We start from the raw sequence: 24,119 nt of genomic DNA, 5'->3' as shown, positions 1-24,119 counted from the left end.
GCGGCCCTGGATCGACATGCCCCGAACGAATGCCTGTGCGACGAGCGTCGAGCCGGCCTATGTCCTCGACCGACAGATCGGCTTCCTCCTTCGACAAGTCGCGCAGCGGCACGCGCTGATCTTCGCGGCGGGAGTCGAGGGCGAAGTGACGGCGACCCAATGGGCTGCGCTCGCCAAGCTTTACGAGGTGGGAGCCCTCAGCCAGAACCGCCTCGGGCGTCTGACCGTCATGGATGCCGCGACCGTCAAGGGCGTGATCGACCGTCTGTCGCAACGTGAACTCACCGAGACCCGACCGGACCCTGAAGATGGGCGGCGGATCATCGTCGAGCTGACGGTGGCAGGACGAACCCTTGTGGAGCGTCTGATCCCGCAAGCGCTGGCCATCACGGACGAGACGTTGGCACCGCTCACCTCCGAGGAGCGGCAACTTCTCTGGGAGTTGCTGACACGGTTGCGCTGAGGGCGTAACTTGCACTTGGCGTTTGACGCGGACATAGGCTTCTGCCCGCTAATTTCGTGGTAGCGCGCAGAGCTGTTTGGTTCGTCTCCGAAGTAACGTGCATTTCGATCGAGCCCTGGGGCGGAAACCAACCTGCACCGTTTCTTCGGTCCTCATGCGACGGAGCGCCACACCATGGGCTTTCACGAAGCTGCAGGCGCCAGCAAGGCTGGATTAAACCCACATATGTTTCTGAATTAAGAAGCAATTTACTCCCCGATCGGGCCTACGACTATCGATTGTTAAGCCCTGCCGTGGTTACCTCGCGCACGAGTAAATCGTGTTTGAAGGCAATAGGGATCGCTTCGGTGATCTCAAGGTCAAGCTGCCGACAAACAACTTTCCCTTGCTTGTTGTGGAGTCGCTTATGCTGGGTCTGAATGGCGGGTCTGTGTCGGACAAAGCGACGCTGGCCGCTCTTGGCCATTCCTTGGCGCTGATCGAGTTCGATCTGCAAGGTAAAGTCCTGACGGCCAACAATAATTTTTGTGCTGTGATGGGTTACGGTCTCGATGAGATTAGCGGACGGCATCACAGTATGTTCGTCGATCCCCACCATGCACAAACGGCGGAGTACAGAGCGTTCTGGGACAAGCTCCGTCGTGGCGAATGTGAGGCCCGGGAATACAAGCGCTTTGGCAAGGGAGGGCGGGAGGTTTGGATCCAGGCGTCCTACAATCCGGTTCGCAATGCGTCCGGCAAAGTCGTCAGGATCATCAAGCAGGCGACCGACATCACCGTCGACAAGCAGCATGCGATGGATTCCAATGCAAAGCTTGATGCTGTGTCCCGGGTCCAGGCCGTGATCGAGTTCAAGCCAACTGGCGAGATCATCACCGCCAATGACAATTTCCTGAAAACCCTTGGTTACACGCTTGCCGAGATCAGAGGGCAACACCACCGCATCTTCGTCGAACCGTCGGAGGCGCAGTCGTCAGAGTACCAGCACTTTTGGACGCGGCTGAACGCGGGCGAGTATGTTGCGGCCGAATTCATGCGGATCGGCAAGAACGGCAACAGGGTCTGGATCCAGGCTTCCTACAATCCTGTGTTCGGCTCCGACGGAAACGTCGTTAAAATTGTTAAATTCGCCACTGACATCACGGATCGCGTTCAGGCCGTCACGACCATCGCGGACGGATTGAGGCAGTTGGCGGACAGCAATCTGACGTTCCGGATCGAGACGGAGCTCGCTCCGGCCTTCGAACAACTCCGCCGTGACCTGAATGCATCGCTTGCGAAGATGCAGGCTACGGTGCTCCAGATTTCGGGCAGCGCCACCGCGATCCAGGCCGGCACCCAGGAGATTTCAACGTCGGCCGCGGACCTGTCGCGCCGCACGGAGCAACAAGCGGCCAGCCTGGAGCAAACGGCTGCCGCGCTCGACGAGATTACCGCAACCGTCAAGAAGACCGCCGAAGGCACAGCTCACGCTTTGGTCGTGGTCTCGACGGCCAAGCAGGATGCGGAGAGCGCGGGCGAGGTTGTCGAGCGCGCCGTGAACGCGATGACGACGATCGAGACATCGTCCAAACAAATCGGCGAGATTATCGGCGTCATCGACGAGATTGCCTTTCAGACCAACCTGCTGGCGCTGAACGCGGGGGTCGAAGCGGCTCGGGCCGGGGAGGCCGGACGCGGTTTTGCGGTCGTCGCCTCCGAAGTGCGCGCTCTGGCGCAACGATCGGCTGAGGCCGCGAAGGAGATCAAGTCGCTGATCTCTACCTCGGCCCGACAAGTGACGGAAGGTGTGCGCTTGGTAGGCGACACCGGAGATGTGCTTCGGCGCATCGCAACGCAAGTGACGGAGATCAGTACACTTGTGACGGATACGACCCTCTCGGCGCGAGAGCAGGCGACCGCGTTGCAGGAAGTCAACACGGCTATCAACCATATGGATCAGATGACACAACAGAATGCCGCGATGGTCGAGGAATCCACCGCCGCGAGCCAGTCTCTCGCTAGTGAAGCGTCAGTTCTCTCGGCGATGGTCAAACAGTTCAAGATTGCTCAAGACCGACCCGCGTCGCAGGCCGTCGGGGCGGCTATGATGAAGCGAAGTGCACGCCCGGTGGTGAGAGCTCGTGGTGGCGTAAGGGGTGTGGGCTCACGGGCAGGGGCCCAGATTGTGGATTTGAAATCGAACCGACCAAATGTCCAAGAGCAGTGGGAGGAGTTTTGAGAGCAGTCATCGTTGGCAAATTCATCAGCCGGCGTATAAGCTCCCAAAGCTCACCTTATAAGGCTGTCTGAATACTGGTGAGAAGTATGCGAAGCGACAAGTTCAGCCTGTGCCTCGATCCAAAAAGACCGCCAGCAGGGCTAAGCCCGGCGAGAATAAGCTGAAGCTGCGCAGTCAGCTTAGTTTCGCCCTATATGCCAGTACCAACAGGGTGTCACGCCTGTATCGGTCCTATCTGGAGCCGCTGGGACTGACGTTTCCGCAATATCTCGTGCTTCTGGTGCTTTGGGAGCAGGCTCCGTGTGCGGTCACCAACCTCGCTCACGCGCTCGATCTCGAGTCGAACACCATCACACCAATCGTAAAGCGGATGGAAGGGCTGGGATATGTGACTCGCTCACGCGATCCGCTGGACGAGAGGCGCGTGCTGGTCGGATTGACTGAGCAGGGGCAGGCCTTTCGGAGGCAGGCGATCCTAATGCGAGAGAGGATGGTGGCTCAGATTGGATTAGAAGAGCGCACCCTCGACGAGTTGAGAGATTCTCTATGGGACTTGTCCGGCGTCATCGATGCGAGGTCGGCATGACCGTGATCGTCTGGCTTTGCTAGGGTTAGCTGACGACAAGCCTTTGCGCTGGAGAATGGAACCTTCCACACGAGCCGCATCCAAAGTCTCACACCGCCGGCTGAAGTGGGAGAAACCAGCTTGGGGTTAGTGGTGCGGCCTCCAAACTTCTCGAGACCCGGCAGATATGCCTGGATAAAAGCCTAGCGGAAAGTGCGGGACTTAGCTTTCGCAGATTCCTGTAGAAGTGGCTCCCCGAGCAGGACTCGAACCTGCGACCATTCGATTAACAGTCGAATGCTCTACCAACTGAGCTATCGGGGAACAGGGCGACGAAGCGTCCTGCCATGGGGCGGGTTGATAACATCGCGGAACGGAATTGCAAGCCAAGATTTGCGCCGTCTCGCTCCGGGTGTCCGTCACCCTGACGGCTTGCAGCCTTGAGCGCACTTTCGGCCCTTGCGGGATCGGGGATCGGTGGGCTAAGAAGCGCCCGTGCCGGCATTGATTGCGGTACACGAGGCCTCGTGGCGGAGTGGCTACGCAGAGGACTGCAAATCCTTGCACCCCGGTTCGATTCCGGGCGAGGCCTCCACGACTTCGACGCCGCTCTGCGTCACGTAGCGAGTTCCGAGCCGCGGCAGGCTCTTTTTTGACCGCAGTCTTCCGCAGTCAAAGTTCTGAATGCGATGCGAAAAGTCCGGTCGTTCGATCCGCCTCTCGACGACGCAACCTTTGCAGGAATTGAGCATTCAAGGCTTGGGCCTGCGATCCAGGGTCATTCTCCCTTCTGTCGGAAACTCAGATGAACCTCAGGATTGCTGCGGCTGCCTCGATCACAATTTGTGGTGTGATGTCGGGAGGGAGCGCCTGGGCTTCGGAACCACGATTGTCACCACCGCCGGCAAACAAATATCAAATCACGGCTGAGGAGCAGTCTGCCTGCGGTACCGATGCTGCTACCTTTTGCAGTGCCGTCTATCCAGATGAAGACAAGATGCTGGCATGCATGAAATTGAACCGATCGAGCCTGAGCGCGGCCTGTCGCCCTGTGTTCGACATGGGCATGCGCCGCCGTCATCTGAACTGAGGCACTCTCGTCTCACGAATCGAATGGATCGCTCAAGGCGAACTGCCGCTGACGTTCCGGTTCGAGCATCTTGGTCGGGCAACTCTTTCGGTGGTCAAGCGGCGGCTGGCTCAGCAGCCAGCAGCCGGCGATACTCGCGAGTGATCACGTCTGTGCCGTAGCGACGTTCCAGGCGGCGCACCTGAAAGTGCGCGCGGGCCAGTCCCTGAAAATGTTCGGTGAAAGCGGCGTTGATGGCGGCCCCTGTGACGGCGCTGATCACCGGAATGGCTTGAGCCATCGCCTTCTGACTGACGGCCACGCTGAAACGCGACACGATTTGCCCGATGAAGCGAACCATCGCCGGCGTCGCTTCGTCCATGAGGCCCCGCTGGAGCATCACCCGCGAGGCCTGCTGCACCGATCTTGCCAACACGGCTCGCACCGCCAGGTAGCCACTGTTGCTGGCCGGTCCCGCCTCATGGCCGCCGCCCAGGGCGAAGACTTCGAGACAGGCCAGCGCGGTCGCAGGATCATTCGGGTCCTCACCCTCTTGACGGGCGATGTCGGCGATAGACCGAAGGATGATGGTGGTCGAGATCGGCAGTTCGACGGGGAGGGACGCGAGGCCAAAGATGCCGCCGGCCGCTCCCGATACCGCTGCCAGCGCCGTATGCAACCGGGCCGGTGCCGCTTTGCCGCCTTTCGGCAGAGTTGCAATGGCGGTCTTCAGGGCGGCCCTCAAGGCAATCGTCGCGGCAGAATTGGCAGCCGAAAGGATGGAATCGGGAACGAATTGCCCGGCGAGAGAAAATTGATGACCGAGCAGCACGCTGAGCCGCCCCGGAAGACTGGGATGCTCCAGCGTCATGACGGCCCTTGCCAAAGTATCCTGATCTTCCGGAGCCAGCAGGCCGTGCGTGTCAGCGTCGATCAGGGACGGCAGGTTGGCGTTCATCAGGTTCACTTCCTCACTCTCGACGGGTGGCGCTTATGATTGCAACGCGCTCGTCCGGGAACGGTTCGCCGCCGACAGCGTGTCCTGCGGCAACGCCGAGACCGCACCGGCCTTGCTCCCTCTGCGCAAAAAGGACATGTTCGCATCACAAATGTATCGGTCGGACGCCACGTGTGGGCGCTCTTCCGTCATGCTTGATTCATGAAAGCCTTAGCTTTGCCTCACCTGCTCTCGCGCGAATCACCTTCCTGGCCAGTTCTGGTTCGAAGCGGGCGCGGCGCGCTCGCCGCAACCGTGATGCTCGCGATGATGGTGCCGGCGACCAGCCAGGCCCGCGATGTCGTCACGATCGCCAAGCCCTTTGAGGTCGGCGAAAGCTCGGTTGGAAATTATCTCGCGGCATTGGTGGCGGGCGCTGATCGTGACACGCTGGCGGCGGCCACGTTCTTTCGGGAAGCATTGCGGGCGGATCCCGGCAATGGAGAGTTGCTGGAACGCACCTTTGTGGCCGCCTTATCAAATGGCGATATGCAGGAATCCTTCGATTTCGCTCGGCGTTTGCTCACGATAGACCCGAAGAACGGGTTGGCGCACCTTGTGCTCGGTGTCGAGCAGTTGAAGGATAAGCACTACGTTGCGGCGCGTCGCCAGCTGTCGACCGGGGGTGCGGGACGGGAGCGGGACGTCACGGCGACGCTTCTGACCGCCTGGACCTGGGCCGGGCAGGGCGATGAGAAGAAGGCGCTCGCCGCGGTCGACGGCCTGACGGATAGCAATCTCGGTGTATTCCGCGACTACCACGCCGCCTTGATTGCGGATCTGACCGGCGATGTGCCCGAAGCAACGCGACGCTTCAAGCAGGCCTATGCGGCCGACAAGACCATCCTTCGCCTTGTCGACGCCTACGGGCGCTTCGAGGCGCGCCACGGCGACAACGCCGAGGCCATGCGGGCCTACACGGCCTTCGGTGAGGTTCTTCCGCACCATCCGTTGATCGAGTCCGCCCTGGCCGACGTCAAGGCCGGCAAGCCGCTCCAGCCGCTGATCCGGTCCGCGCAGGACGGTGCGGCCGAAGTCCTGTATGGGCTCGGTGCGGCGGGGGGTCGGCAAGGTGATGATCTTGCGGCGATGATCTATCTGCGATTGTCGCTGTATCTCTCGCCTGACAACAGTCTCGTCATGGTGACGCTCGCCGACACCTATGCCCGGCTGAAGCAGAACGAAGTGGCGATCGACGTCTACGAGATGGTGCCGGCCACAAGTCCCCTCCGGGCCAACGCCGATATCCAGACCGGACTCACGCTGGACACGCTGGGGCGCGGTGACGAGGCGATCAAGCAACTGACCGATATCGTCAAGGAACGCCCGCAGGACATCGAAGCATGGACGACGCTCGGCAACATCCAGCGCGAGCAGAAGAAATATGACGAGGCGATCGCCAGCTACACCAAGGCGATCGAGGCAACCCCGGCGAACGAAAAAAGCCTGTGGGGCCTGCTTTATTTCCGCGGCATCGCGTTTGAGCGCAACAAGGAATGGCCGAAGGCCGAAGCCGATTTCCAGCGCGCGCTCACGCTTTTCCCGGACCAACCGCTCGTTCTCAATTACCTCGGCTATTCCTGGATTGATCAGGGCATTCATCTCGACGAAGGATTCAAGATGCTCCGTCGGGCCGTCGCGCTGCGGCCCGAGGACGGCTTCATCGTCGACAGCCTCGGCTGGGCTCACTTCAAGCTCGGCGAATACGACGAAGCCGTGAAAGATCTCGAACGCGCCGTGACCCTGAAGCCGGCCGACCCGACGATCAACGATCATCTGGGGGACGCCTATTGGCGGGTAGGGCGCAAACTCGAGGCCCAGTTCCAGTGGAACCATGCCCGCGACCTCAATCCCGAGCCCGAGGATCTCGCCAAGATCCAGGCCAAGATCAAGACTGGCCTGCCTGACGAGAAACTGCCGGCAGCCGCCGATAGTTCACCGCCGCCTCCGGCCGCGGTCGAAGTACCGAAAAACAATGGCGGTTGAACCGCATCCCTTGAACGCCGCCGGTCTCGCATGAGCGTCGAATCCATCACCGTCGCGTCTGAAGAGGACGGCATGCGGCTTGACCGCTGGTTCAAGCGCAGGGTCCCGGCATTGTCGGTTGCGCATTTGAACAAGATCGTCCGCACCGGACAGGTGCGGGTCGACGGCGGGCGCGTGAAGGTCTCGACGCGATTGGGGCAGGGGCAGGTGGTGCGTGTCCCCCCGCTGGGCGTCGATACATTGGCCACGCCAGCCGTCAAACGCGAGGTGCCGTTACGCTCCACCGAGGACCGGCGCGCGCTTTCCGACATGATTCTGTTCGAGGATCGTGATCTCCTGGTTCTGAACAAACCCTATGGTCTCGCGGTCCAAGGTGGCTCCGGCACGCGGCAGCATATCGACGGCATGCTGGAAGCGCTCGCCGACGAGCGCGGCAACCGCCCCCTTCTCGTTCATCGTCTCGACAAGGACACGTCGGGCGTCCTCCTGGTCGCCCGCAACAGGAAGATCGCGGCCGATCTCGGGCAAGTGTTTCGCTCGCGACAGGCGAGGAAGATTTATTGGGCTTTGGTCGAGGGTGTGCCGAAACCGTCTCAGGGGCGCATTTCGCTGTTCCTGGCAAAAGGCGACGGGATGGGGGAGGGGCGATCCAGCCCGCGAACCAGTCCGGACAGGGCCGCTCTTGAAAAGATGCGGGTCGCCAAGCATGGTGAAGAGGACGCGCAGCATTCTGTGACGCTCTATGCAACCGTCGATAAGGTTGCGCCGCGTCTTGCTTGGCTCTCCATGAAGCCGATCACCGGTCGGACTCATCAACTGCGGGCTCATGCGGAAGCGATCGGCCATCCCATCGTGGGCGATCCGAAATATACCGGCGGGATCGAATCAAAGCCGCGCCGCATGGATCCTCTGCGCGCCATTCCGACCGACGTCGACGACAGGCTGCACCTGCTTGCGCGCCGCCTCGTGTTGCCCCATCCCGGCGGTGGAACCCTCGACGTGACGGCGCCGTTGCCGCCGCACATGCAGAAAAGTTGGGATCTGTTCGGGTTCGACGTATCCGGACGCGACCCGATCGAAGATGCACCCGAATAGCACCCGAGTCCCGACATGAGTTCGAACAGCACGGGCGGCGCGTCGCCTTTCAGCGGGCCGGGCGAGCAAGTCTTTCCGAAGCGCTTCTATAAGGCAGCCGCCATCGGCCCGGCTGGAGACGGGTTCGCGCTGCTGCTCGACGGTCGTCCAGCCAAAACGCCGGCGCGAAATCCAGTCATCCTGCCCAACGAGGCCGCCGCCCAGGCCGTCGCAAATGAATGGGAGGGCGTGCAGGGCACGATCGACCCACGGGTGATGCCGATGACCCGCCTGGTGAATTCGGTGATCGATGGCGTCAGCCATACGCAGGCGGGCGTGATGGAGGAGGTGCTTCGCTACGGCGGCACGGATCTTCTCGTCTACCGAGCCGCCGAGCCGGACGAGCTCGTGCGCGCCCAGCAGGCCGCCTGGGACCCCATCATCGCGTGGAGCCGACAGTCGCTTGGCGTGGACTTCGTGATTGGCCAAGGCGTGATGTTCATCCCTCAACGTCCTGAGTCGCTAGACCGGCTCGGCGATGCTCTCAGAGCGTTGGTCACTGACCCTCGAACCGCCCCGTTTCGGCTCGGAGCCATCCATGTCATGACGACGCTGACGGGCTCCCTGCTGTTGGCGCTCGCCATTGCAGCCGGGCTGCTCCATGCCGAGGAAGCCTGGAGGGCCGCCCATATCGACGAGGACCACCAGATTGCCCGCTGGGGCGCCGATCAGGAGGCAGCCGACCGACGTGCACGTCGCTGGACCGAGATGGAGACTGCCGCACGCCTCGATCGGCTGGTCACGCACGGCCTTTAGCCGAACAGAACAAATGCAGACAATGAATTTACACCTCGCTTACCTCTTGTATTCAAGACTTTAACCGTGAGAAAATTGCAAGCATAAGCATTCAGACGGTGTTTATCTCCGTCTTTCAAAGTCGCGATAGAACAGGAGCGCGACCGATGCCTAAGCTCTCTCCCGAAGAACCGATCCCTCCAGAGGCGAGCGATCGTCTGCTGCGCCGTCTTTTGAAGAAGTCCACCGTCTCCAAAGCCGATGTGGCGGCTCTTCGGGCGTCAGAGCTGGGTCTCGGCGTGCGCTCGGTTGCCGAGGCAGAAATGCTGTTTGCGATCGAACGAAAGCGCAGCGAAAAATGCCGCGAATGGGGCGATCTGTTGGTCGAATTCGTGGCGGACTTCGCCATTTGGGGAGAGCGCCCAACCGGGACCTTGTCGGAAAGCCGAGCGCTCTGGCTCAGTGATCAGGTCGGCGAGTTGCCGTCGCCGGCTTGTCTTGCCTTGCTGATCGCCGTGATCGACGACGCGCAGGACCTCCCAGCCTGGTTTGTTCCGGCTGTCCGAGTCCGGGCCAGCAAGGTTTTCGGCGCCGGCCGCGAACGCACCGCGCTGCAGCAAGCTGCGTGAGGATACCGGTTCAGATGATTAGTGTCCGCGGACATACCGCAGCGATTCCAAAGCAGAACTGCTCTGCAGGGCGCAATTATAAAAGTAGCCGTATTCGTTGGACGATCTTCAGCCCGAGGTCCCCTTGAGGACGAAATAGATCACCACAAAGGCGACGACCACGAGAATGAGCCCCCACACCAGCACGTTGCGAACGCCCACGCCGGTTTTTCCCTGACGGGCGTCCTGCTGGTCCAAGCTGGTCGGAATTTTGCTCATCGTTCGTCTCCCTCGATGAAATGGAACCCCGTCTTTGGCGAGAAGTTCCGCTGTGCGAGCGGGGTCACGCATGGCATGACCGCGCAGGTGCGACGGGAACCTCGATGCCGGCTTACTTCGCCTATGGCGCCAACCTCGACCGGATCGGCATGGCGCAACGGTGCCCAGGGTCGCATGTCGTTGCGCCAGCTCGGCTCGCGGATTACCGATTTTTCATTATGGTCGATGGCTACGCGTCCCTGCGCCCCGAACAGGGTGCGGTCGTGCATGGCCTGCTCTGGCAATTGGCGCCGGACGACCTCGCGGCTCTCGATGCCTATGAAGAGATCGGGGCGGGCCTCTACCGCCGTCTGACACTTTCGGTCATGCACGACGCTGGAGTGGCCGACGCCATCGTGTATGTGGGGCGCAGCCGCGAAACCGGCGAGTCCCGGCCGGGCTATATGGAGAACGTCCTTGCGGCAGCGACCCTAGGCGGCCTGCCGGAGGCCTATCTTCGTGAATTGCGCGGTTGGCTTCCCGCTACCAGCCGTCCCAGCGCGGCTATGGCTTAAGTTCATGATCCAGCTTGCTCGAGCCGAACCGGGTCGGCCGCCTCGGTCGGGCCGAATATGGTTTCGAATTCCGAGCGCAGGAGAGCATCGATCTCCGGCATCGACATGATGAGCCCGAGATCGAGCACGCTCGTCACGCCGAACGGCCCAGCAGCGATGCCGCAGGGCACGATTCCGGAAAAGTGCGAAAGATCGGGATCGACATTGATCGAGATGCCGTGAAAGCTGACCCAGCGGCGCAGCCGGATCCCGATCGCCGCGATCTTGTCTTCGGCCGGCGTGCCATCGGCGCCGCCCCTCTTCTCGGGCCGGCGCACCCACACTCCCACTCTGTCGTCACGCTGCTCGCCTTTGATGTTAAGACGCCCCAGCGTTGCGATGATCCACGCTTCAAGAGCCGCCACGAAGGCGCGCACATCCTGCCTCCGCTGTTTGAGGTCGAGCATCACATAGGCCACGCGCTGGCCCGGTCCGTGGTAGGTGTACTGACCGCCGCGCCCCGTCGCATAGACCGGGAAACGCTGCGGGCTGACAAGATCGTCGCTCCGGGCCGACGTGCCGGCGGTGTAGACGGGGGGATGCTCCAGGAGCCAGACACATTCCGGCGCAACCCCCGCCGCGATCGCCTCGACGCGGCGCTCCATCGCCTCGACCGCCTCCGGATAGTCGACAGATCGCTCCGCCACGTACCAGGCGACCGGCAATCCATCGGCACGGGCAAAGCTGCGGGAGCTGAGGGCGCTACGATCCATAGGGGCGTGGTAGGCTCTCCATCGACCGTCATCAAGGTCGTCGTTGCACGACAAAACACAGCCGAGGGCGACTTCGGCCTTGTCATCCCGGCCGCAATACGTTAGTTCGGCCCTCGCGACGACAAGCAAGGTTCTTGCTTCTTGTGCGGCCATGGCGGAATTGGTAGACGCGCTAGCTTGAGGTGCTAGTTGGGAAACTAGTGGAGGTTCGAGTCCTCTTGGCCGCACCAATCGTTGTTTTAGCTTTGCGCTAGAATGTTCGCCCCCCCTGCCGTTGATGCTAGCGAACCATCCGTTCACGACGTTCCGCCGGCACATCCGGCCGCTCGACCTCGGCCTTTACCCGGCCATCGCGGCTTATGCCGCTCGGCTCGAAGCCCGCCCCGCACTCCGCAAGGTCGTCGCGCCGGTCGCCTGACGCATCCGACCCTCGCCTGGCCGAACTCAGGTCGCGGACGAGGCGGACTTGAAGAGGATCACCTCCGCGCCGTTTGACGAGGTTCCCTTATGGTCGAGGCCGATCGGGATCGCGCAGCATTGCCCAGGATGAAGAGAGATACTGTGGTCACGAAAGGCTACGTCGAACGTGCCGCTCCAGACGATCACCGTCTCGGCGGTGTCGTCGTGCCGGTCCCAGCGCCCCGCGGCGCCGCCCTCGACCCGGACAAGCCGAACATCCACGCCGCCGGTGATGACGTGGTGCTGGCGCTCTCCGTCCGCCACCAAGCGTTCGAAGAGGGCGCCGAAGTCCAAGATTTCATCCATGTTGGCTCCCTTTGAGCTCGCGTCGCGGGCGAGGCCGCATGCAACACCAAGTGAGGTTGGCGATAAGCCGAACATCGACCATGCGAGCCCCGGAATGTCTTGGAGCGGACTCGGTAAGAAGCAACCACCAGACCCGCCGGCATGCGGCATTGCGTAGCGAGCGTTTAGATCTTCAAAAATCGGGCAGCGTGCAGGAGAGATCCTGGCGCGGCGCGAGATGATCGTGTTGGTCGGCGAGAAGATTGAGCTGTCCTAAGCCGATTCCTACGTGCTGATCAGCCTTGCGGGTGACCTGCACATCACCCAAGACGCAACTTTGTCACTTGATCGGTCCTCGCGAGCGGCTTTCCTCAACCGCTCGCGAGGACCATTTGTGGTCAGTGGCTTAGCTGAAGACTAGCGCTTCGCGCACATCACGACCGGATTCACACTGGGCTGACCTTCGCAACTGGCCCCGTTCGCCCCCTTGAAATGCAGGGTGCTGCCATCTTGAGGACACAGCGCGCTGACCAGGACCTCGTCCGCGTTGCAAGCCGCTTCCTGTTGATCGTTGACGATCCTGAACCCAGGTCCGTCGCCTTTGGGCCCTTGCGGTCCACTGGGTCCCATCGCACCAACGTCGCCTTTGGGCCCTGCTGGACCGGTCGCGCCCTGTTTGCCCTCCGGTCCTGCCGGCCCGACAGGCCCGATCGCGCCCGCGTCGCCTTTCGGCCCGGCAGGACCTGTGGCACCCGGCTTTCCTTCCGGTCCCGCCGATCCCACGGGGCCGATCCCTCCGGCCTCGCCCTTCGGCCCTGCAGGACCCGTGGCGCCAGCTTTACCTTCGGATCCTGTCGCGCCTGTCTGTCCTGGCTTGCCTTCGGGACCCGCAGGGCCAACAGGTCCGGCGCCACCGGCTTCGCCCTTCGGTCCAACAGGACCGATCTCGCCAGCCTCTCCCTTCGGTCCCGCCGGGCCAGTTGATCCCGTATCACCCTTGGGTCCGGCGGGTCCTGCGCTTCCCGTCTCACCTTTCGGCCCTGCCGGACCCGCAGGACCGGCATCACCCTTCGGCCCCGCGAGGCCTGCCGGCCCGGCCATACCTGCCGTTCCTTGGGGGCCAGGAGGGCCGGGAGGGCCCTGATCACCGTTGTTGCCTTTCGAACAGCCTGCGAGAGCAACGGTCACTGCAAGGGATAAAACGGCCAAAGACATCCGCATTACGGTTCTCCTTCGGATCGAGCGTTCGATCCCTCTTCTCGGCCGGCATTCGCTTCTTGAAGCGTTTTCAGCATTCAGCGGCCGCGCCGGCGCGAGCGTAGGGAGACTACGTGTCATTGTTCCGACAAGCCAGGGACACGCTTTCGAGGGCGCGAGGCGCGGGAACTGTCGACGCTCGCGACCGTTCCAGAGGCACCCCCGTGCAATCGCGACGCTGCAGGTTCACCAGTGCAACGACGCGATCGACTCCATTTCGATCCTGCTTCCTCTTCGCTCCATCTGCCTGAAGGCTTCAGACGATGATCCGCACCGGAACGCCCTTCGCGGCCGGCGTCTGCGAGTGGATATCGTGATGGGCCAGGGGAATCAGTGGATTCATCTCGGGATAGTAGGAGCCGATGCAGCCATTCGGTAGACGGAACGGCGTCACCTTCAAGGGTCCAACCTGGCGATGGACGCCATCGCCAGCATCGCTGATAAGGCTGACCATCTGGCCTTGCTGAAGCCCAGCCTGTTCGATGTCGTCAGGGTTCATCAGCAGCACCTGTCGCGTGCCTTCGATGCCGCGCAGGCGATCGCTGAACCCGTAGATCGTGGTGTTGAATTGATCGTTGCTGCGCATCGTGATCAGCCGGTACCGGCCGACGGCGTCGTCGAAATTCACGGCCGTCAACATGTCGGGCGTCGTGAACTCGGCTTTACCACTCTCGGTGTTCCAGATCCGCTCGCGCGCCTTGTTGCCCTTGTAGAAACCGCCGGGCTTCCACATCCGTCTCTCATATCCTTTGAAAATGTCGGGATAGGTCTCGGCGATGGTGGCGCGGATCTGTTTGTAGTCGCCCAGCCACGCGTCCCACGGCACCTTCGGGTTTGGGGCCAGAGTTGCCTTGGCGAGCCCGACGATGATCGCGATCTCGCTACGCAAGTGCTCGCTCGCCGGCTTCCGCTTCGCCAATGAACCGACGATGTGGCTGAACGTATCCTCCATGCTCACCGCCTGAGGGCCGCTTGCCTGGAGGTCCTGCTCGGTGCGGCCGAGGCAGGGCAGCAGATAGGCGATCTTTCCGTTGACGAGATGGCTGCGATTGAGCTTCGTCGCGACCTGCACGGTCAGGCGCAAGTCCGTCCACTTCTCCTCCATGAGATCGCGCTCGGGAATTGCACGCACGAAATTGCCGCCGAGACCGATGAACGCTTTGACCTCGCCGGAGATGATCCCCTCGCAGGCCGCGACCGTGTTCATCCCCTTCTCGCGTGGCGGCTCGAACCCGAATTGCGCGGCGAGCTTGTCGAGCGGCACCTCCTCGGGCTTCTCGCCGATGCCGACCGTGCGTTGACCCTGCACATTGGAGTGACCGCGCACCGGAGAGATGCCGGTGCCCTCCCGGCCGATGTTCCCACGGAGAAGGAGCATGTTGAGCACGAGCGCCACGTTCTCGAAGCCGTGGACGTGTTGGGTGAGACCCATGCCGTAGAAGGCTGTCACCCGCTCGGCCTTGACGTAGACCCGCCCGGCCGCCTCGATGTCCGATCGTGGCAGACCCGACTCCCTCTCGATATCCTCCCAGGACGTCGCGCGTACCTTGGCTTCAAAGGCCTCGAAGCCATGCGTGTGTTGCTCGATGAAGGACGTGTCGAGGACCCGCTTGCCCTGCTTTTGCGCTTCGTCGTCCGACGCAAAGACGTGCTTGCAGATCCCCAGGATGGCCGCGATGTCCCCGCCTGGACGTACCTGATGATACTGGCTCGAGATTCGCGTCTCCTTGCCGGTGAGCATCTCGATCGGGCTTTGCGGATTGATGAAGACTTCGAGGCCGCGCTCCCGCACGGGATTGAAGGTGATGATCTCGCACCCCCGCTTGGCCGCATCCTGGAGCGGGTGCAGGAAGCGGGGGCTGTTGGTGCCAGGGTTTTGTCCGAAGAAGAAGATGGCGTCGCTCTTGGCGAGATCGTCGTAGATGACCGTGCCGACACCGACGCCGATCAGCTTCGTGAGAGCCACCGAGGTCGTCTCGTGGCACATGTTCGAGGAATCGGGCAGGTTGTTGTTGCCATAGAGGCGCGCGAACAGTGCATAGAGGTAGGATGTCTCCAGGCTCGCGCGGCCTGAGGCATAGAAGATGACGGATTTCGGATCGAGCGCCTTCAGTTCGGCTCCGATCGCCGCGAAGGCCTCGTCCCAGTCGCAAGGTACATAGTGGTCCGTGGCCGGGTCGTAGCGGAGCGGATGGGTCAGTCGACCTTCCTGCTCGAGGTCATGATCGTCCCATCGTCGAAGTTCTGAGACGGTATGCTTGGCGAAGAACGCGGGCGTGCAACGGTGGGTGGTCAGTTCCCACAGCGTGGCCTTGGCGCCGTTCTCGCAGAATTCGAAATTGTGGTAGTCTGCGGGCTTCGCCCATGAGCAGGACACGCACATGAAGCCACCGGGCTTGTTCTGGCGCAGGAGTGTTTCAAGCGCGGTGGGGGAATTCCATTCCTTGCCGAAGATCCGGCTGACGCCCTCGAGAGATCCCCAACCGCCGGTCGGCCCGTGATACTCGACAGTTTTGTCATTGGTCGCCATTGTGATCTCCCCCAGGCCCAGGCCGCTACGCAAACTGCCGAGATGTCCTGCGAGGTGCGGCGCCTATTGCCGCAGTGGGCTTTGGCGGCGCCGGAGACCAGCGGCGCACTTCCACCTTAATTGATAATTGCCGATCGGGAATTTGGACAAATGCGTGACCCGATCTAGCTAATGGGTCTCATGCGTGGAGGATATTTTGGCGCGGCAATCACTTCGGGTCGCTTTGGTAGGTGTCGGCAATTGTGCGTCGTCGTTCGTGCAGGGCATGGAATACTATAAGGAGGCGCGTTCCAACGAGCCGGTACCGGGGCTGATGAACGCCTCGGTCGGCGGGTACCATGTCAGCGATATCGCAATCGCGGCCGCGTTCGACATCAATGCCCACAAGGTCGGCCGGGATGTTGCCGAAGCCATTGCGTGCAAGCCGAACAACACGATGAGCTTTGCGACTGTACCGGCGACCGGTGTCACGGTGCGTCGTGGTCCAACGCTCGACGGTCTCGGCAAGTATCTCCGCGACGTCGTGGAAGAATCCGAGGTGCCAGAAGCCGACGTGACCCAGGTCTTGAAAGAGTCGCGCACCGATGTTCTGGTGTCGTACCTCCCTGTCGGCTCGCAGCATGCTGCTGAATATTATGCCGAGCGGGCGCTCGAAGCCGGCTGCGCCTTTGTCAATTGCATGCCGGTCTTCATCGCTTCGAACCCCTCGTGGGAACGACGGTTCGCGGCCAAGACCCTTCCCATCATTGGCGATGACATCAAAAGCCAGGTCGGCGCGACGATCCTGCACCGTACGCTCGTCAACCTGTTCCGCGATCGTGGCGTGCGGATCGATCGCACGTACCAGCTTAATTTCGGTGGCAACACCGATTTTCAAAATATGCTGGAGCGCGAGCGTCTCGAATCCAAGAAGATCTCGAAGACGCAGTCGGTGACCAGCCAGTTCGACGTGCCGATCGATCCTGAAAACATCCACGTCGGCCCGAGTGATCACGTGCCTTGGCTGACCGACCGCAAGTGGGCTCATATTCGCATTGAGGGGACCGCGTTCGGCGGTGTGCCGTTGAACCTCGAACTCAAGCTGGAAGTTTGGGATTCCCCAAATTCGGCCGGCATCGTGATCGACGCGGTGCGGTGCGCGAAGCTTGCGCTCGACCGTGGCATCGGTGGGGCCCTGATCGGGCCGTCGAGCTATTTCATGAAATCTCCACCCGTGCAGTTCACCGATACCGAAGCGATGGAGCGCACGCGGGCCTTCATGGCAGGCGAGGCCTGAGAACCGGGATGACAAGGGTCTTTCTCGTCCGGCACGGGACGCATGACGTCGTCGGCAAGGTGCTGGCCGGTCGCATGCCTGGCGTTTCGCTGTCCGCGGAGGGGCACCGTCAGGCGGTTGCGCTTGCGGATCATTTTGCCGGAGCTCAGATCCGTGCGGTGTGGTCGAGTCCCTTGGAACGCTGCCAGCAGACGGCGGCTCCCATCGCGCAACGCCATGGCCTCAGAGTCGAGCTCAGTGAGGCCTTGATCGAGATCGACTGCGGCGAATGGACGGGCAAGAGCTTCGAGGTGCTGACGGGTGATCCGCGGTGGCGTGCCTGGAACGCCGAGCGCGGCCAAGCGGCTGTGCCGGGGGGAGAGACTGCGGCTGCCGTTTGCGCACGGGTCATGGGGCTCCTGCAAAAGCTCATGAACGACGGCGGAGGGGCCACGATCCTGGTGACGCATAGCGATATCATCAAGTTTGCGATGTTAGGCTTGCTGGGGGCCGCGCTCGACGTCCACGATCGTCTCGAGATCGATCCCGCCTCGGTCACCACCCTCGACCTGTGGCACGGCGGCGGCAAGATCGTCCGCAGCAACCAGATCGTCAGCCTGTGACAATGATTGTGCTCGGTCTCGTGATCTCGCCATCCTGGGGCAACATCCGGCGAACATTCCACAATTCCTTACCTCAGGGGAATGGTCCATGAACGTTGCCCCCAGCCTTACGCCGGAGATCATCGAAGAGCGGATCCGCGCATTGGGACCCTGGTTCCACAACATGAAGCTCGGTGGCATGTGGACCGCACCGGACCATTTCCTCGGCGACTATCCAGGTGTGAAGTTCCGCCGCTTCGCGGACACTCTGCCGGCCGACATGACAGGCAAAACTGTGCTCGACATCGGCTGCAACGGCGGCTTCTACGCCATCGAGATGAAGCGACGCGGTGCTGACCGCGTGCTCGGCATCGACTTCGATGAGGCCTACCTGTCCCAGGCGCGCTTCGCGGCCGAGGTCAACGGTCTGGCGATCGAGTTCCGCAAGATGTCGGTCTACGACGTTGGCTCACTCGGCGAGCGTTTCGACCTCGTGATCTTCATGGGCGTACTTTACCACCTTCGCCATCCGCTACTCGCGCTCGACATCATCCACGATACGGTGGCGAAGGACCTCCTGCTGTTCCAATCGTTGCAGCGGGGGAGCGCAACGGTCGATCCTGTTGCGGAAGACTACGACTTCTGGCAGCAGGACCATTTTGACAGCCCGGGCTATCCCAGAATGTTTTTCGTCGAACACCGATACAGCGGCGACCCCACCAACTGGTGGATCCCAAACACCGCCTGTTCGGCCGCCATGCTGCGCAGCGCCGGTTTCACCATTGAGGCGCATCCGGAGGAGGAGGTGTTTCTCTGCCGCCGAACAGCCCTCGCGCACCCTGGCGCTGTCTACCCCTCCAAGGATACGCGCCCGTGATCGAAGCCGCGATGCTCTGGAACGAGCCCAACAACAAGTCGCACTGGGACCCGGCGATTGATCCGGACTGGTCGCAATTCGCCACCATGATCACACTCGCGTCTCAGGCGATCCGGGCCGAGAACAGCAGCCTACCCCGCGTGCTCGGCGGTATGTCACCGATCGACCCGACCTTCGTGACCAATCTCACCGGCCGAGGTGTATTCGACCACCTCGAAGCTCTCGCGGTGCATGGATTCCCGCTCGACTGGAATCTGTGGCAGCTCGACGAGTGGCCGCAGAAGATCGAAGAGATACGGGCGGTGACGTCGCTGCCGGTCTGGGTCAGCGAAGTCGGTGTCTCGACTTTCGGAGCCGAGGAGGTCCAGGATTGGGGTCTCAGGCGGACCGCCGAACTCCTGGTCGGCAAGGCGCCGCGCATCCACTGGTACTCGCTCTACGATCTGCCGCGCGCCTGGGAGGCAACCACCCGCCATAAGGAGGCGGAAGGGTCGTCTTACTATCGGCATTTCGCAATGGGGCTGTTGCGCGAAGATGGGACGCCGAAGCTCGCCGCGCGGCACTTCCACGACTGCACCCCAGCGCTTGGGCTCTGCCAGTGGTTCCATTTCGAGGATCACAGGCTCGACGATGCGGTCGCGTGGATGCAGCGCATGGGCGTACGCTACCTCCGCACGGGGTTGTCCTGGGCAGATTGGTTTCGCCCCGACGCGGAACGCTGGTTCGACCGGATGGTCAAGGCCTTGGAGCCGTTCCAGGTCACCGTGACATTCTGCTTTACGCCGGAGCATCTCGGCATCGAGCCCCACCACACCAGTCCGCCCCGTGACCCTGGGCTCTTCGCGGAGTTCTGCGCCACGATGGTCCGGCGCTATGTCGGTGCTGGGGCTGTCCCGCCGATCGTTCCGCTGCCGTTCGGCACGGCTCATGCGGACCGCGGCCTCGTGTCGGCTAACGCTTGAGCATTGCTGAGGCCCACGGTTCGTGACCGCCCAGCCAACGACAAAGGTTGGAGCCTGCTGATCTTCCAGCTGAAGCATTCGGGTTCAGCGAACTGTCATTACGCGGAGGTTGGGCTGACCCCAGCCTCGAGTCACATCATCTCGCGTCAACGGCCGTGAGGGGCTCACGCAGGGTTTTCGCGTCGCCTGCGAACTGCCGGGCAAAGTGGGCGATGGTCCGACTCAACCCCGTCGCAAGGTCGACCGTCGGCTGCCAGTCGAGATGACGTTTGGCGAGAGCGATATCCGGACGGCGGCGCTGCGGATCGTCCGGCGGAAGCGGGAGCTTCACCACGGTGGAGCGCGTGTCGATCATTTCCAACACCGTCGACACCAAATCCGCGATCGTGATCTCGTTCGGGTTACCGAGGTTGATGGCGCTCTGGAGAGGCCCTTTGTGGGCGGCAAGTCGCATCAGGCCATCCACCATGTCGCTGACATAGCAGAACGAACGTGTCTGCCGACCCTCACCATAGATCGTGATGTCGGCATCGGCGAGCGCCTGGCACACGATGTTCGAGACGACCCGGCCATCGTCGGCCCGCATGCGCGGCCCATAGGTGTTGAAGATGCGCGCGACGCGTACGTCCACACGGGCCTGGCGAAGATAGTCAAAGCACAGGGTCTCTGCGGCGCGTTTGCCCTCATCGTAACACGCACGCGGGCCCGTGGGATTGACGTTGCCCCAATAAGTTTCGGCCTGCGGATGCACCAGGGGGTCGCCATAGACCTCACTGGTGGAGCACATGACAAACCGTGCCCCATGTTGTTCGGCAAGCCCCAGCAGCATGTTGGTGCCGACAACGCATGTGAGCAGGGTATGCTGCGGGTCCGCCTGGTAGTGCGGGGGTGAGGCCGGGCAGGCCGCGTTGATGATAAGCGAAAATGGAGATCCCTTGCCCGCCACTTTCTTCGGCGCGACCGTGGCAATGTCGGCCTCGATCAGGTCGAACCGTGGATCGCTGCCGAAAGCTCGGACGTTTTCGGGCAGGCCCGTGTGGAGATTGTCGAGACAGACGACCTGCGCGCCCTCCGCCAGATAGGCTTCGCATAAATAGGACCCGATGAAGCCAGCACCACCCGCGATAAGTATACGCTCGCCCTTGCCGCTCTTCATCGTTTGCCCTCCGCGTGATTGATTGCGGCATTCCGCGCCTGAAAACGTTGCAGGGCCGAATACGTTGCAGTTTTGTTACGAGGCGCGGCGTTTGATCCGCACGGTGCTCAATGCCGCTTCCAACTCCAAGGCGCGATGGGCGGCGGTGTGACGGGCCAGCACTTCGGCTCTCGCGCGCTCGCCGATAAGACGCCCGTTTTCCGGGGGCATGTCATCGAGCACGCCGAGCACGTCATCCGCAGTGGTGGCGAGCAGGATGCTTTCGCCTGGCGTGAATACCGTCTCGATCCCCATCCAGCGATCCGAGATCGTAGGGGTCGCGCAGGCCCCCGCTTCGAACAACCGCACGCTCGGACTGAAGCCCGCCCGCACCATGTCGGCCCGGGTCACGTTCAGCGTGAACCGGCTCGCGCCGTAGAAGCCGGCATGGTCGTGCGGACTGACATGCTCGATCCGTTCCACATTGGCCGGCCAGGCGATGGTTCCGGGATATTGCGAACCAGCGACCACGAAACGCAGGTGCGGCGCTTGGCGGGCAGGCTGCAACAACAATCGGTCGAGCACCGGGTGCCGGTCGTCGCTATAGGTGCCGAGGTAGGACAGGTCCCAACGTTTGGCTTGCTCGGAAGGACGGTAGACCGCGGGATCGGCGCAGCAGTAGAGCGCGACCGCCTGTGGCGACCCGAACTCGTTGCGCAAGCGATGGAGCATCGGCCCGCCGGTGAACGAGAGATAGAGGTCATAGCCGGCGATCTGATCTGCGCCGAGGTAGGCGCAGCGGCCCGCCTCGACCGCAGCGATCGTGACCGGGGTATCGATGTCATAGAAGGCCGTCACGCCGCGCGCGGTCTCCTGAATCATCCGGCCGACGGCTTGGCCATCCGGGACATAGGACCCGACGATCACCGCGTCGGCAGCCGCGATTTCCGCTGCATGATCCTGCAGCCCTGCCAGATCCTCATAGAAGGAGAGCTTGCAGTAGTCCGGGTCGTGCAGGTCGCGGGCGGGGCCGGAATACCAGGGAACATCGCGCTCCAGGAAGGTCACCACGTGTCCGCGTGCCGCAAAGGCTCGCAGCAGCGACCTGTAGGTGGTCGCGTGTCCATTTCCCCAGGACGAGGACAGGCTCAGACCGACGACGACGAGCTTCACGCCGCGGCTCGGGGCTTGGCGTCGCGCAGAGATCGCAGAATGGCGTCAACCTCACCGCCGCGCCGCGCGTAGGTATGATCGCGCAGAATGCGGATGCGGGCGGCTTCACCGATGGTTCGCGCACGCTCTGGCGTGAGATTGGCGACATGATCGGCGACATCTGCGCCGTCACGCGCTACGAGAACCTCTTCGTTCTCGGCCAGGAATTCGCCGAGCCCCACCCAGGCATCCGTGATCAGACAAGCGCCGGCTCCCGCGGCCTCGAACACACGGGTCGCAGGCGAATAGCCGACGCTGGCCATGCTGTCGCGGGCGATATTGAGCACCGCGAGCGGCGATGTATTGAAGGCGTTGTGTTCACGCGTGTAGACGTGCCCGAGCGAACGGACGTTGGCCGGCATGGCCCTATCGTGCCAGCCGTTGCCGCCGATGAGGAACGATCGGTTCGGGGACAGCGCCGCGGCGCGCAGGAAGAATTCCTCGACGCGGGCCTCACGGTCGGGCAGGCGGTTGCCGAGGAACGACAGATCCGCCGCGAACCGTGGCTCGGCCGGCACCGGGTGGTGGGTCGCGGGATCGAGCGCATTGTAGACAGGAACGCAGCGTTGCGCCCCGAAGGCCTCATAGGCCGCTACCACCGGCGGGCCACCCCCGTAGGTGAAAACAAGATCGAGCCGTGGCAGCGCGGCGTGAAGAGGGTGGTCTGGCGCCTCGCGCAACTCGGCAAGCGTCGCGGGTGCGTCGACGTCCCAGAAGATGCGGATCGCGTCAGGGCGCGCGGCTGCGATCACACCCGCGAGCAGTTCTGTGTCGAACACCCCGACGCCGCTCGCTTTGACGACCACGTCAGCTCCAGCCGCTTCCGCCACGACGTCCTTCAGGGCCGCCGCCGTCGCGGGATAGACCACCACCCGCGCCCAGTCCGGTGGGTCGATGTCGCGATGCTGCTGCCGCCCGAAAGCGTCGGGTTCGTAGAACGTGACGTCATAGCCACGGCGATAGAGGTCGCTGATGATGCCGCGATAGTAGGTGGCGGCACCGTTCCAGTAGGACGACAGGAGGCTCGATCCGTAGAACGCGACCTTCATGGAGCACTTTCGGTGAGAGACGCGAGGCGCAGGGCAGGCGTGTCGAGAGCCGACAGGATCGTCAGGAGTTCGTCGACCCTGTGAGCGCAGGTGTGGCGCGCCTTGATGGTTGCGAGACCGTTCTCGATCAGAGCGCGGCGGAGATCGCGGTCATCCCGCACGGCGCGCAGGCAATCCGCCATGGCGGCTCCGTCTTGCGCCATCAGGAAGTCCGCTCCGATCGTAAAAAGACCCTCGCGGTCCGACCACGGTGCCGAGACTAGCGGGATTCCGCAAGCGAGCGCCTCGAACACCCGGATGGTGGGAATTCCCGGCAGGTTGGTGACATAGAAGCGACGCGGGACGTGAACGGTCGCAAGATGCCGCGCGAAGACCTCTGGGGCCGCTGCGTTTGGGAGCCAGCCGCGATAGTCGATCCCGTAACGCGCAAGGGTCTCTCGCGCGGCCTTTGGGTAACGGACACCATAGATGTCGAGCGGCAGGCCGGTCGCCCGGGCCGGACCGAACAGAAAGGTCTCGAGCTCCGCGCTCCGCTCGTCGTCGCCCCAATTGCCGATCCAGACGAGCCCCTCACGCTCGGTCTCATGCGTCGGCGGCCTAAACACATTGGTGTCGGCGGCCTCGTGCCAGACGAAAACGCGGGCGCCCCAACCCCACTGCCGGTACACGGCCGCGAGTGTCTCGCCGAAGGCCAGCACCCCGTCGTAGCCATCGAGATCGAAGGTCCGGATGGCCTCAGGATCGCTGACCGCGCGGTGATGGGTATCGTGGAAGAGAAGCGTGAAGGAAGCCCCGGCCCGACGAAGCGCCCCGAGGGCCGCAACGAGCCCAGGATCGTTCCACTCATGAACGATCACGACATCCGCATCGGCACAAAGCGCGGCGGGATCGGCATCCAGACCGTAGATAACGGGCCTGAGCGCGGGATAAGCACGAGCGAACGGGGCCAGCCCTGCCGCGCCGCCATCGCGGATCAGGTTTTCGTAGCTCCAGCTGTCTTCGGGTTCCAGAGCCACCACGGTATGGCCTCGGCGGGCGAGGTCGCTCAATACGCCGCGCAGGAAGTGGGCATTGCCGTGATTCCAGCATGAGCGGAGCGAGTGCGTGAAATAAAGGATCCTCACGCCGTGCGA

Annotated in this window: 24 protein-coding genes and 3 tRNA genes; 16 read left to right on the top strand and 11 right to left on the bottom strand. The window is 62.6% G+C overall.

From position 1 onward, the window contains the following. Positions 1–16 precede the first annotated feature (16 nt). The 3 genes from M8523_RS04140 to M8523_RS04130 all read left to right on the top strand — a co-directional run bounded on the left by M8523_RS04140 (position 17) and on the right by M8523_RS04130 (position 3,270). A complete protein-coding gene (locus tag M8523_RS04140) occupies positions 17–463 on the top strand; it encodes a MarR family winged helix-turn-helix transcriptional regulator (RefSeq protein ID WP_282583572.1) in 447 nt (148 codons plus the stop codon). Positions 464–869: 406 nt separating this feature from the next. Continuing rightward, the gene (locus M8523_RS04135) at positions 870–2,684 is read left to right on the top strand and encodes a methyl-accepting chemotaxis protein (RefSeq protein ID WP_428349877.1); all 1,815 of its coding nucleotides are present in this window, start codon (positions 870–872) and stop codon (positions 2,682–2,684) included. A gap of 109 nt (positions 2,685–2,793) precedes the next feature. Further along, positions 2,794–3,270, top strand: a complete 477-nt coding sequence (locus tag M8523_RS04130; RefSeq protein ID WP_282583570.1) for a MarR family winged helix-turn-helix transcriptional regulator — start codon at positions 2,794–2,796, stop codon at positions 3,268–3,270. Between the two features lie 227 nt (positions 3,271–3,497). Here the strand turns inward: M8523_RS04130 and M8523_RS04125 are convergent. After that, a tRNA-Asn gene (locus M8523_RS04125) sits at positions 3,498–3,573 on the bottom strand. Between the two features lie 197 nt (positions 3,574–3,770). Here M8523_RS04125 and M8523_RS04120 point away from each other — a divergent pair. Continuing rightward, positions 3,771–3,844: transfer RNA gene (locus M8523_RS04120), tRNA-Cys, on the top strand. 210 nt (positions 3,845–4,054) lie between these two features. Next, positions 4,055–4,339: a cysteine rich repeat-containing protein gene (locus M8523_RS04115; RefSeq protein WP_282583569.1), complete on the top strand. Its 285-nt coding sequence runs from the start codon at positions 4,055–4,057 to the stop codon at positions 4,337–4,339. Positions 4,340–4,433: 94 nt separating this feature from the next. On the opposite strand, the gene M8523_RS04110 is transcribed toward M8523_RS04115, so the two are convergent. Further along, on the bottom strand, positions 4,434–5,276 hold the full coding sequence (locus M8523_RS04110) for an EcsC family protein (protein WP_282583568.1): 843 nt from the start codon (positions 5,274–5,276) through the stop codon (positions 4,434–4,436). Positions 5,277–5,573: 297 nt separating this feature from the next. Here M8523_RS04110 and M8523_RS04105 point away from each other — a divergent pair, with 297 nt between their 5' ends. From M8523_RS04105 to M8523_RS04090, 4 genes are all read left to right on the top strand, one after another. Continuing rightward, a complete protein-coding gene (locus tag M8523_RS04105; protein ID WP_428349875.1) occupies positions 5,574–7,301 on the top strand; it encodes a tetratricopeptide repeat protein in 1,728 nt (575 codons plus the stop codon). Positions 7,302–7,331: 30 nt separating this feature from the next. Further along, on the top strand, positions 7,332–8,396 hold the full coding sequence (locus M8523_RS04100; protein WP_282583566.1) for an RluA family pseudouridine synthase: 1,065 nt from the start codon (positions 7,332–7,334) through the stop codon (positions 8,394–8,396). A gap of 15 nt (positions 8,397–8,411) precedes the next feature. Next, the gene (locus M8523_RS04095; protein WP_282583565.1) at positions 8,412–9,191 is read left to right on the top strand and encodes an ATP12 family chaperone protein; all 780 of its coding nucleotides are present in this window, start codon (positions 8,412–8,414) and stop codon (positions 9,189–9,191) included. Positions 9,192–9,337: 146 nt separating this feature from the next. Next, positions 9,338–9,799 (top strand): hypothetical protein, encoded by a 462-nt coding sequence (locus M8523_RS04090; RefSeq protein WP_282583564.1) that lies wholly within the window; start codon positions 9,338–9,340, stop codon positions 9,797–9,799. Positions 9,800–9,907: 108 nt separating this feature from the next. Here M8523_RS04090 and M8523_RS04085 read toward each other — a convergent pair whose 3' ends face one another. Further along, positions 9,908–10,057 (bottom strand): hypothetical protein, encoded by a 150-nt coding sequence (locus M8523_RS04085; protein WP_282583563.1) that lies wholly within the window; start codon positions 10,055–10,057, stop codon positions 9,908–9,910. A gap of 104 nt (positions 10,058–10,161) precedes the next feature. Between M8523_RS04085 and M8523_RS04080 the strand changes: the two genes are divergently transcribed. Continuing rightward, positions 10,162–10,611, top strand: coding sequence for a gamma-glutamylcyclotransferase family protein (locus M8523_RS04080; RefSeq protein ID WP_282583562.1), 450 nt, complete (start codon positions 10,162–10,164; stop codon positions 10,609–10,611). A 2-nt stretch (positions 10,612–10,613) separates the two neighbouring features. Here M8523_RS04080 and lipB read toward each other — a convergent pair whose 3' ends face one another. Next, a complete protein-coding gene (gene lipB / locus M8523_RS04075) occupies positions 10,614–11,363 on the bottom strand; it encodes a lipoyl(octanoyl) transferase LipB (protein ID WP_282583561.1) in 750 nt (249 codons plus the stop codon). A gap of 145 nt (positions 11,364–11,508) precedes the next feature. Here lipB and M8523_RS04070 point away from each other — a divergent pair. Both M8523_RS04070 and M8523_RS04065 read left to right on the top strand, forming a co-directional pair. Continuing rightward, positions 11,509–11,593 (top strand) — tRNA-Leu (locus M8523_RS04070). Positions 11,594–11,640: 47 nt separating this feature from the next. Beyond that, positions 11,641–11,781 carry a glutathione S-transferase family protein gene (locus tag M8523_RS04065; protein WP_282583560.1) on the top strand — a complete coding sequence of 47 codons (141 nt, stop codon included), beginning with the start codon at positions 11,641–11,643 and terminating at the stop codon, positions 11,779–11,781. 26 nt (positions 11,782–11,807) lie between these two features. Here M8523_RS04065 and M8523_RS04060 read toward each other — a convergent pair whose 3' ends face one another. The 3 genes from M8523_RS04060 to M8523_RS04050 all read right to left on the bottom strand — a co-directional run bounded on the left by M8523_RS04060 (position 11,808) and on the right by M8523_RS04050 (position 15,894). Then, on the bottom strand, positions 11,808–12,128 hold the full coding sequence (locus M8523_RS04060) for a cupin domain-containing protein (RefSeq protein WP_282583559.1): 321 nt from the start codon (positions 12,126–12,128) through the stop codon (positions 11,808–11,810). A 172-nt stretch (positions 12,129–12,300) separates the two neighbouring features. Continuing rightward, positions 12,301–12,435: a hypothetical protein gene (locus tag M8523_RS04055; protein WP_282583558.1), complete on the bottom strand. Its 135-nt coding sequence runs from the start codon at positions 12,433–12,435 to the stop codon at positions 12,301–12,303. A 1,185-nt stretch (positions 12,436–13,620) separates the two neighbouring features. Continuing rightward, positions 13,621–15,894, bottom strand: a complete 2,274-nt coding sequence (locus M8523_RS04050) for an FdhF/YdeP family oxidoreductase (RefSeq protein WP_282583557.1) — start codon at positions 15,892–15,894, stop codon at positions 13,621–13,623. A 196-nt stretch (positions 15,895–16,090) separates the two neighbouring features. Between M8523_RS04050 and M8523_RS04045 the strand changes: the two genes are divergently transcribed. From M8523_RS04045 to M8523_RS04030, 4 genes are all read left to right on the top strand, one after another. Continuing rightward, positions 16,091–17,170, top strand: a complete 1,080-nt coding sequence (locus tag M8523_RS04045) for an inositol-3-phosphate synthase (RefSeq protein ID WP_282583556.1) — start codon at positions 16,091–16,093, stop codon at positions 17,168–17,170. 8 nt (positions 17,171–17,178) lie between these two features. Then, positions 17,179–17,772 (top strand): histidine phosphatase family protein, encoded by a 594-nt coding sequence (locus M8523_RS04040; protein WP_282583555.1) that lies wholly within the window; start codon positions 17,179–17,181, stop codon positions 17,770–17,772. A gap of 88 nt (positions 17,773–17,860) precedes the next feature. Next, positions 17,861–18,628, top strand: coding sequence for a TIGR04290 family methyltransferase (locus M8523_RS04035; RefSeq protein WP_282583554.1), 768 nt, complete (start codon positions 17,861–17,863; stop codon positions 18,626–18,628). Then, a complete protein-coding gene (locus tag M8523_RS04030; protein ID WP_282583553.1) occupies positions 18,625–19,590 on the top strand; it encodes a beta-xylosidase in 966 nt (321 codons plus the stop codon). Before M8523_RS04035 ends, M8523_RS04030 begins: the two co-directional genes overlap by 4 nt. A gap of 136 nt (positions 19,591–19,726) precedes the next feature. Here the strand turns inward: M8523_RS04030 and M8523_RS04025 are convergent, their stop codons facing one another. The 4 genes from M8523_RS04025 to M8523_RS04010 form a co-directional block, all read right to left on the bottom strand. Next, positions 19,727–20,746 (bottom strand): UDP-glucuronic acid decarboxylase family protein, encoded by a 1,020-nt coding sequence (locus M8523_RS04025; RefSeq protein ID WP_282583552.1) that lies wholly within the window; start codon positions 20,744–20,746, stop codon positions 19,727–19,729. Positions 20,747–20,821: 75 nt separating this feature from the next. Then, positions 20,822–21,898 carry a CgeB family protein gene (locus M8523_RS04020; protein ID WP_282583551.1) on the bottom strand — a complete coding sequence of 359 codons (1,077 nt, stop codon included), beginning with the start codon at positions 21,896–21,898 and terminating at the stop codon, positions 20,822–20,824. Continuing rightward, complete coding sequence (locus M8523_RS04015) at positions 21,895–22,986, bottom strand: CgeB family protein (protein WP_282583550.1); 1,092 nt, start codon at positions 22,984–22,986, stop codon at positions 21,895–21,897. Before M8523_RS04015 ends, M8523_RS04020 begins: the two co-directional genes overlap by 4 nt. Further along, positions 22,983–24,110, bottom strand: coding sequence for a CgeB family protein (locus M8523_RS04010; RefSeq protein WP_282583549.1), 1,128 nt, complete (start codon positions 24,108–24,110; stop codon positions 22,983–22,985). Before M8523_RS04010 ends, M8523_RS04015 begins: the two co-directional genes overlap by 4 nt. Positions 24,111–24,119 lie beyond the last annotated feature (9 nt).

It is taken from the genome of Lichenifustis flavocetrariae (assembly GCF_026130545.1).
Classification (GTDB): Bacteria; Pseudomonadota; Alphaproteobacteria; order Rhizobiales; family Beijerinckiaceae; genus Lichenihabitans; species Lichenihabitans flavocetrariae.
This window is presented reverse-complemented; position numbering and strand designations above follow the sequence as displayed.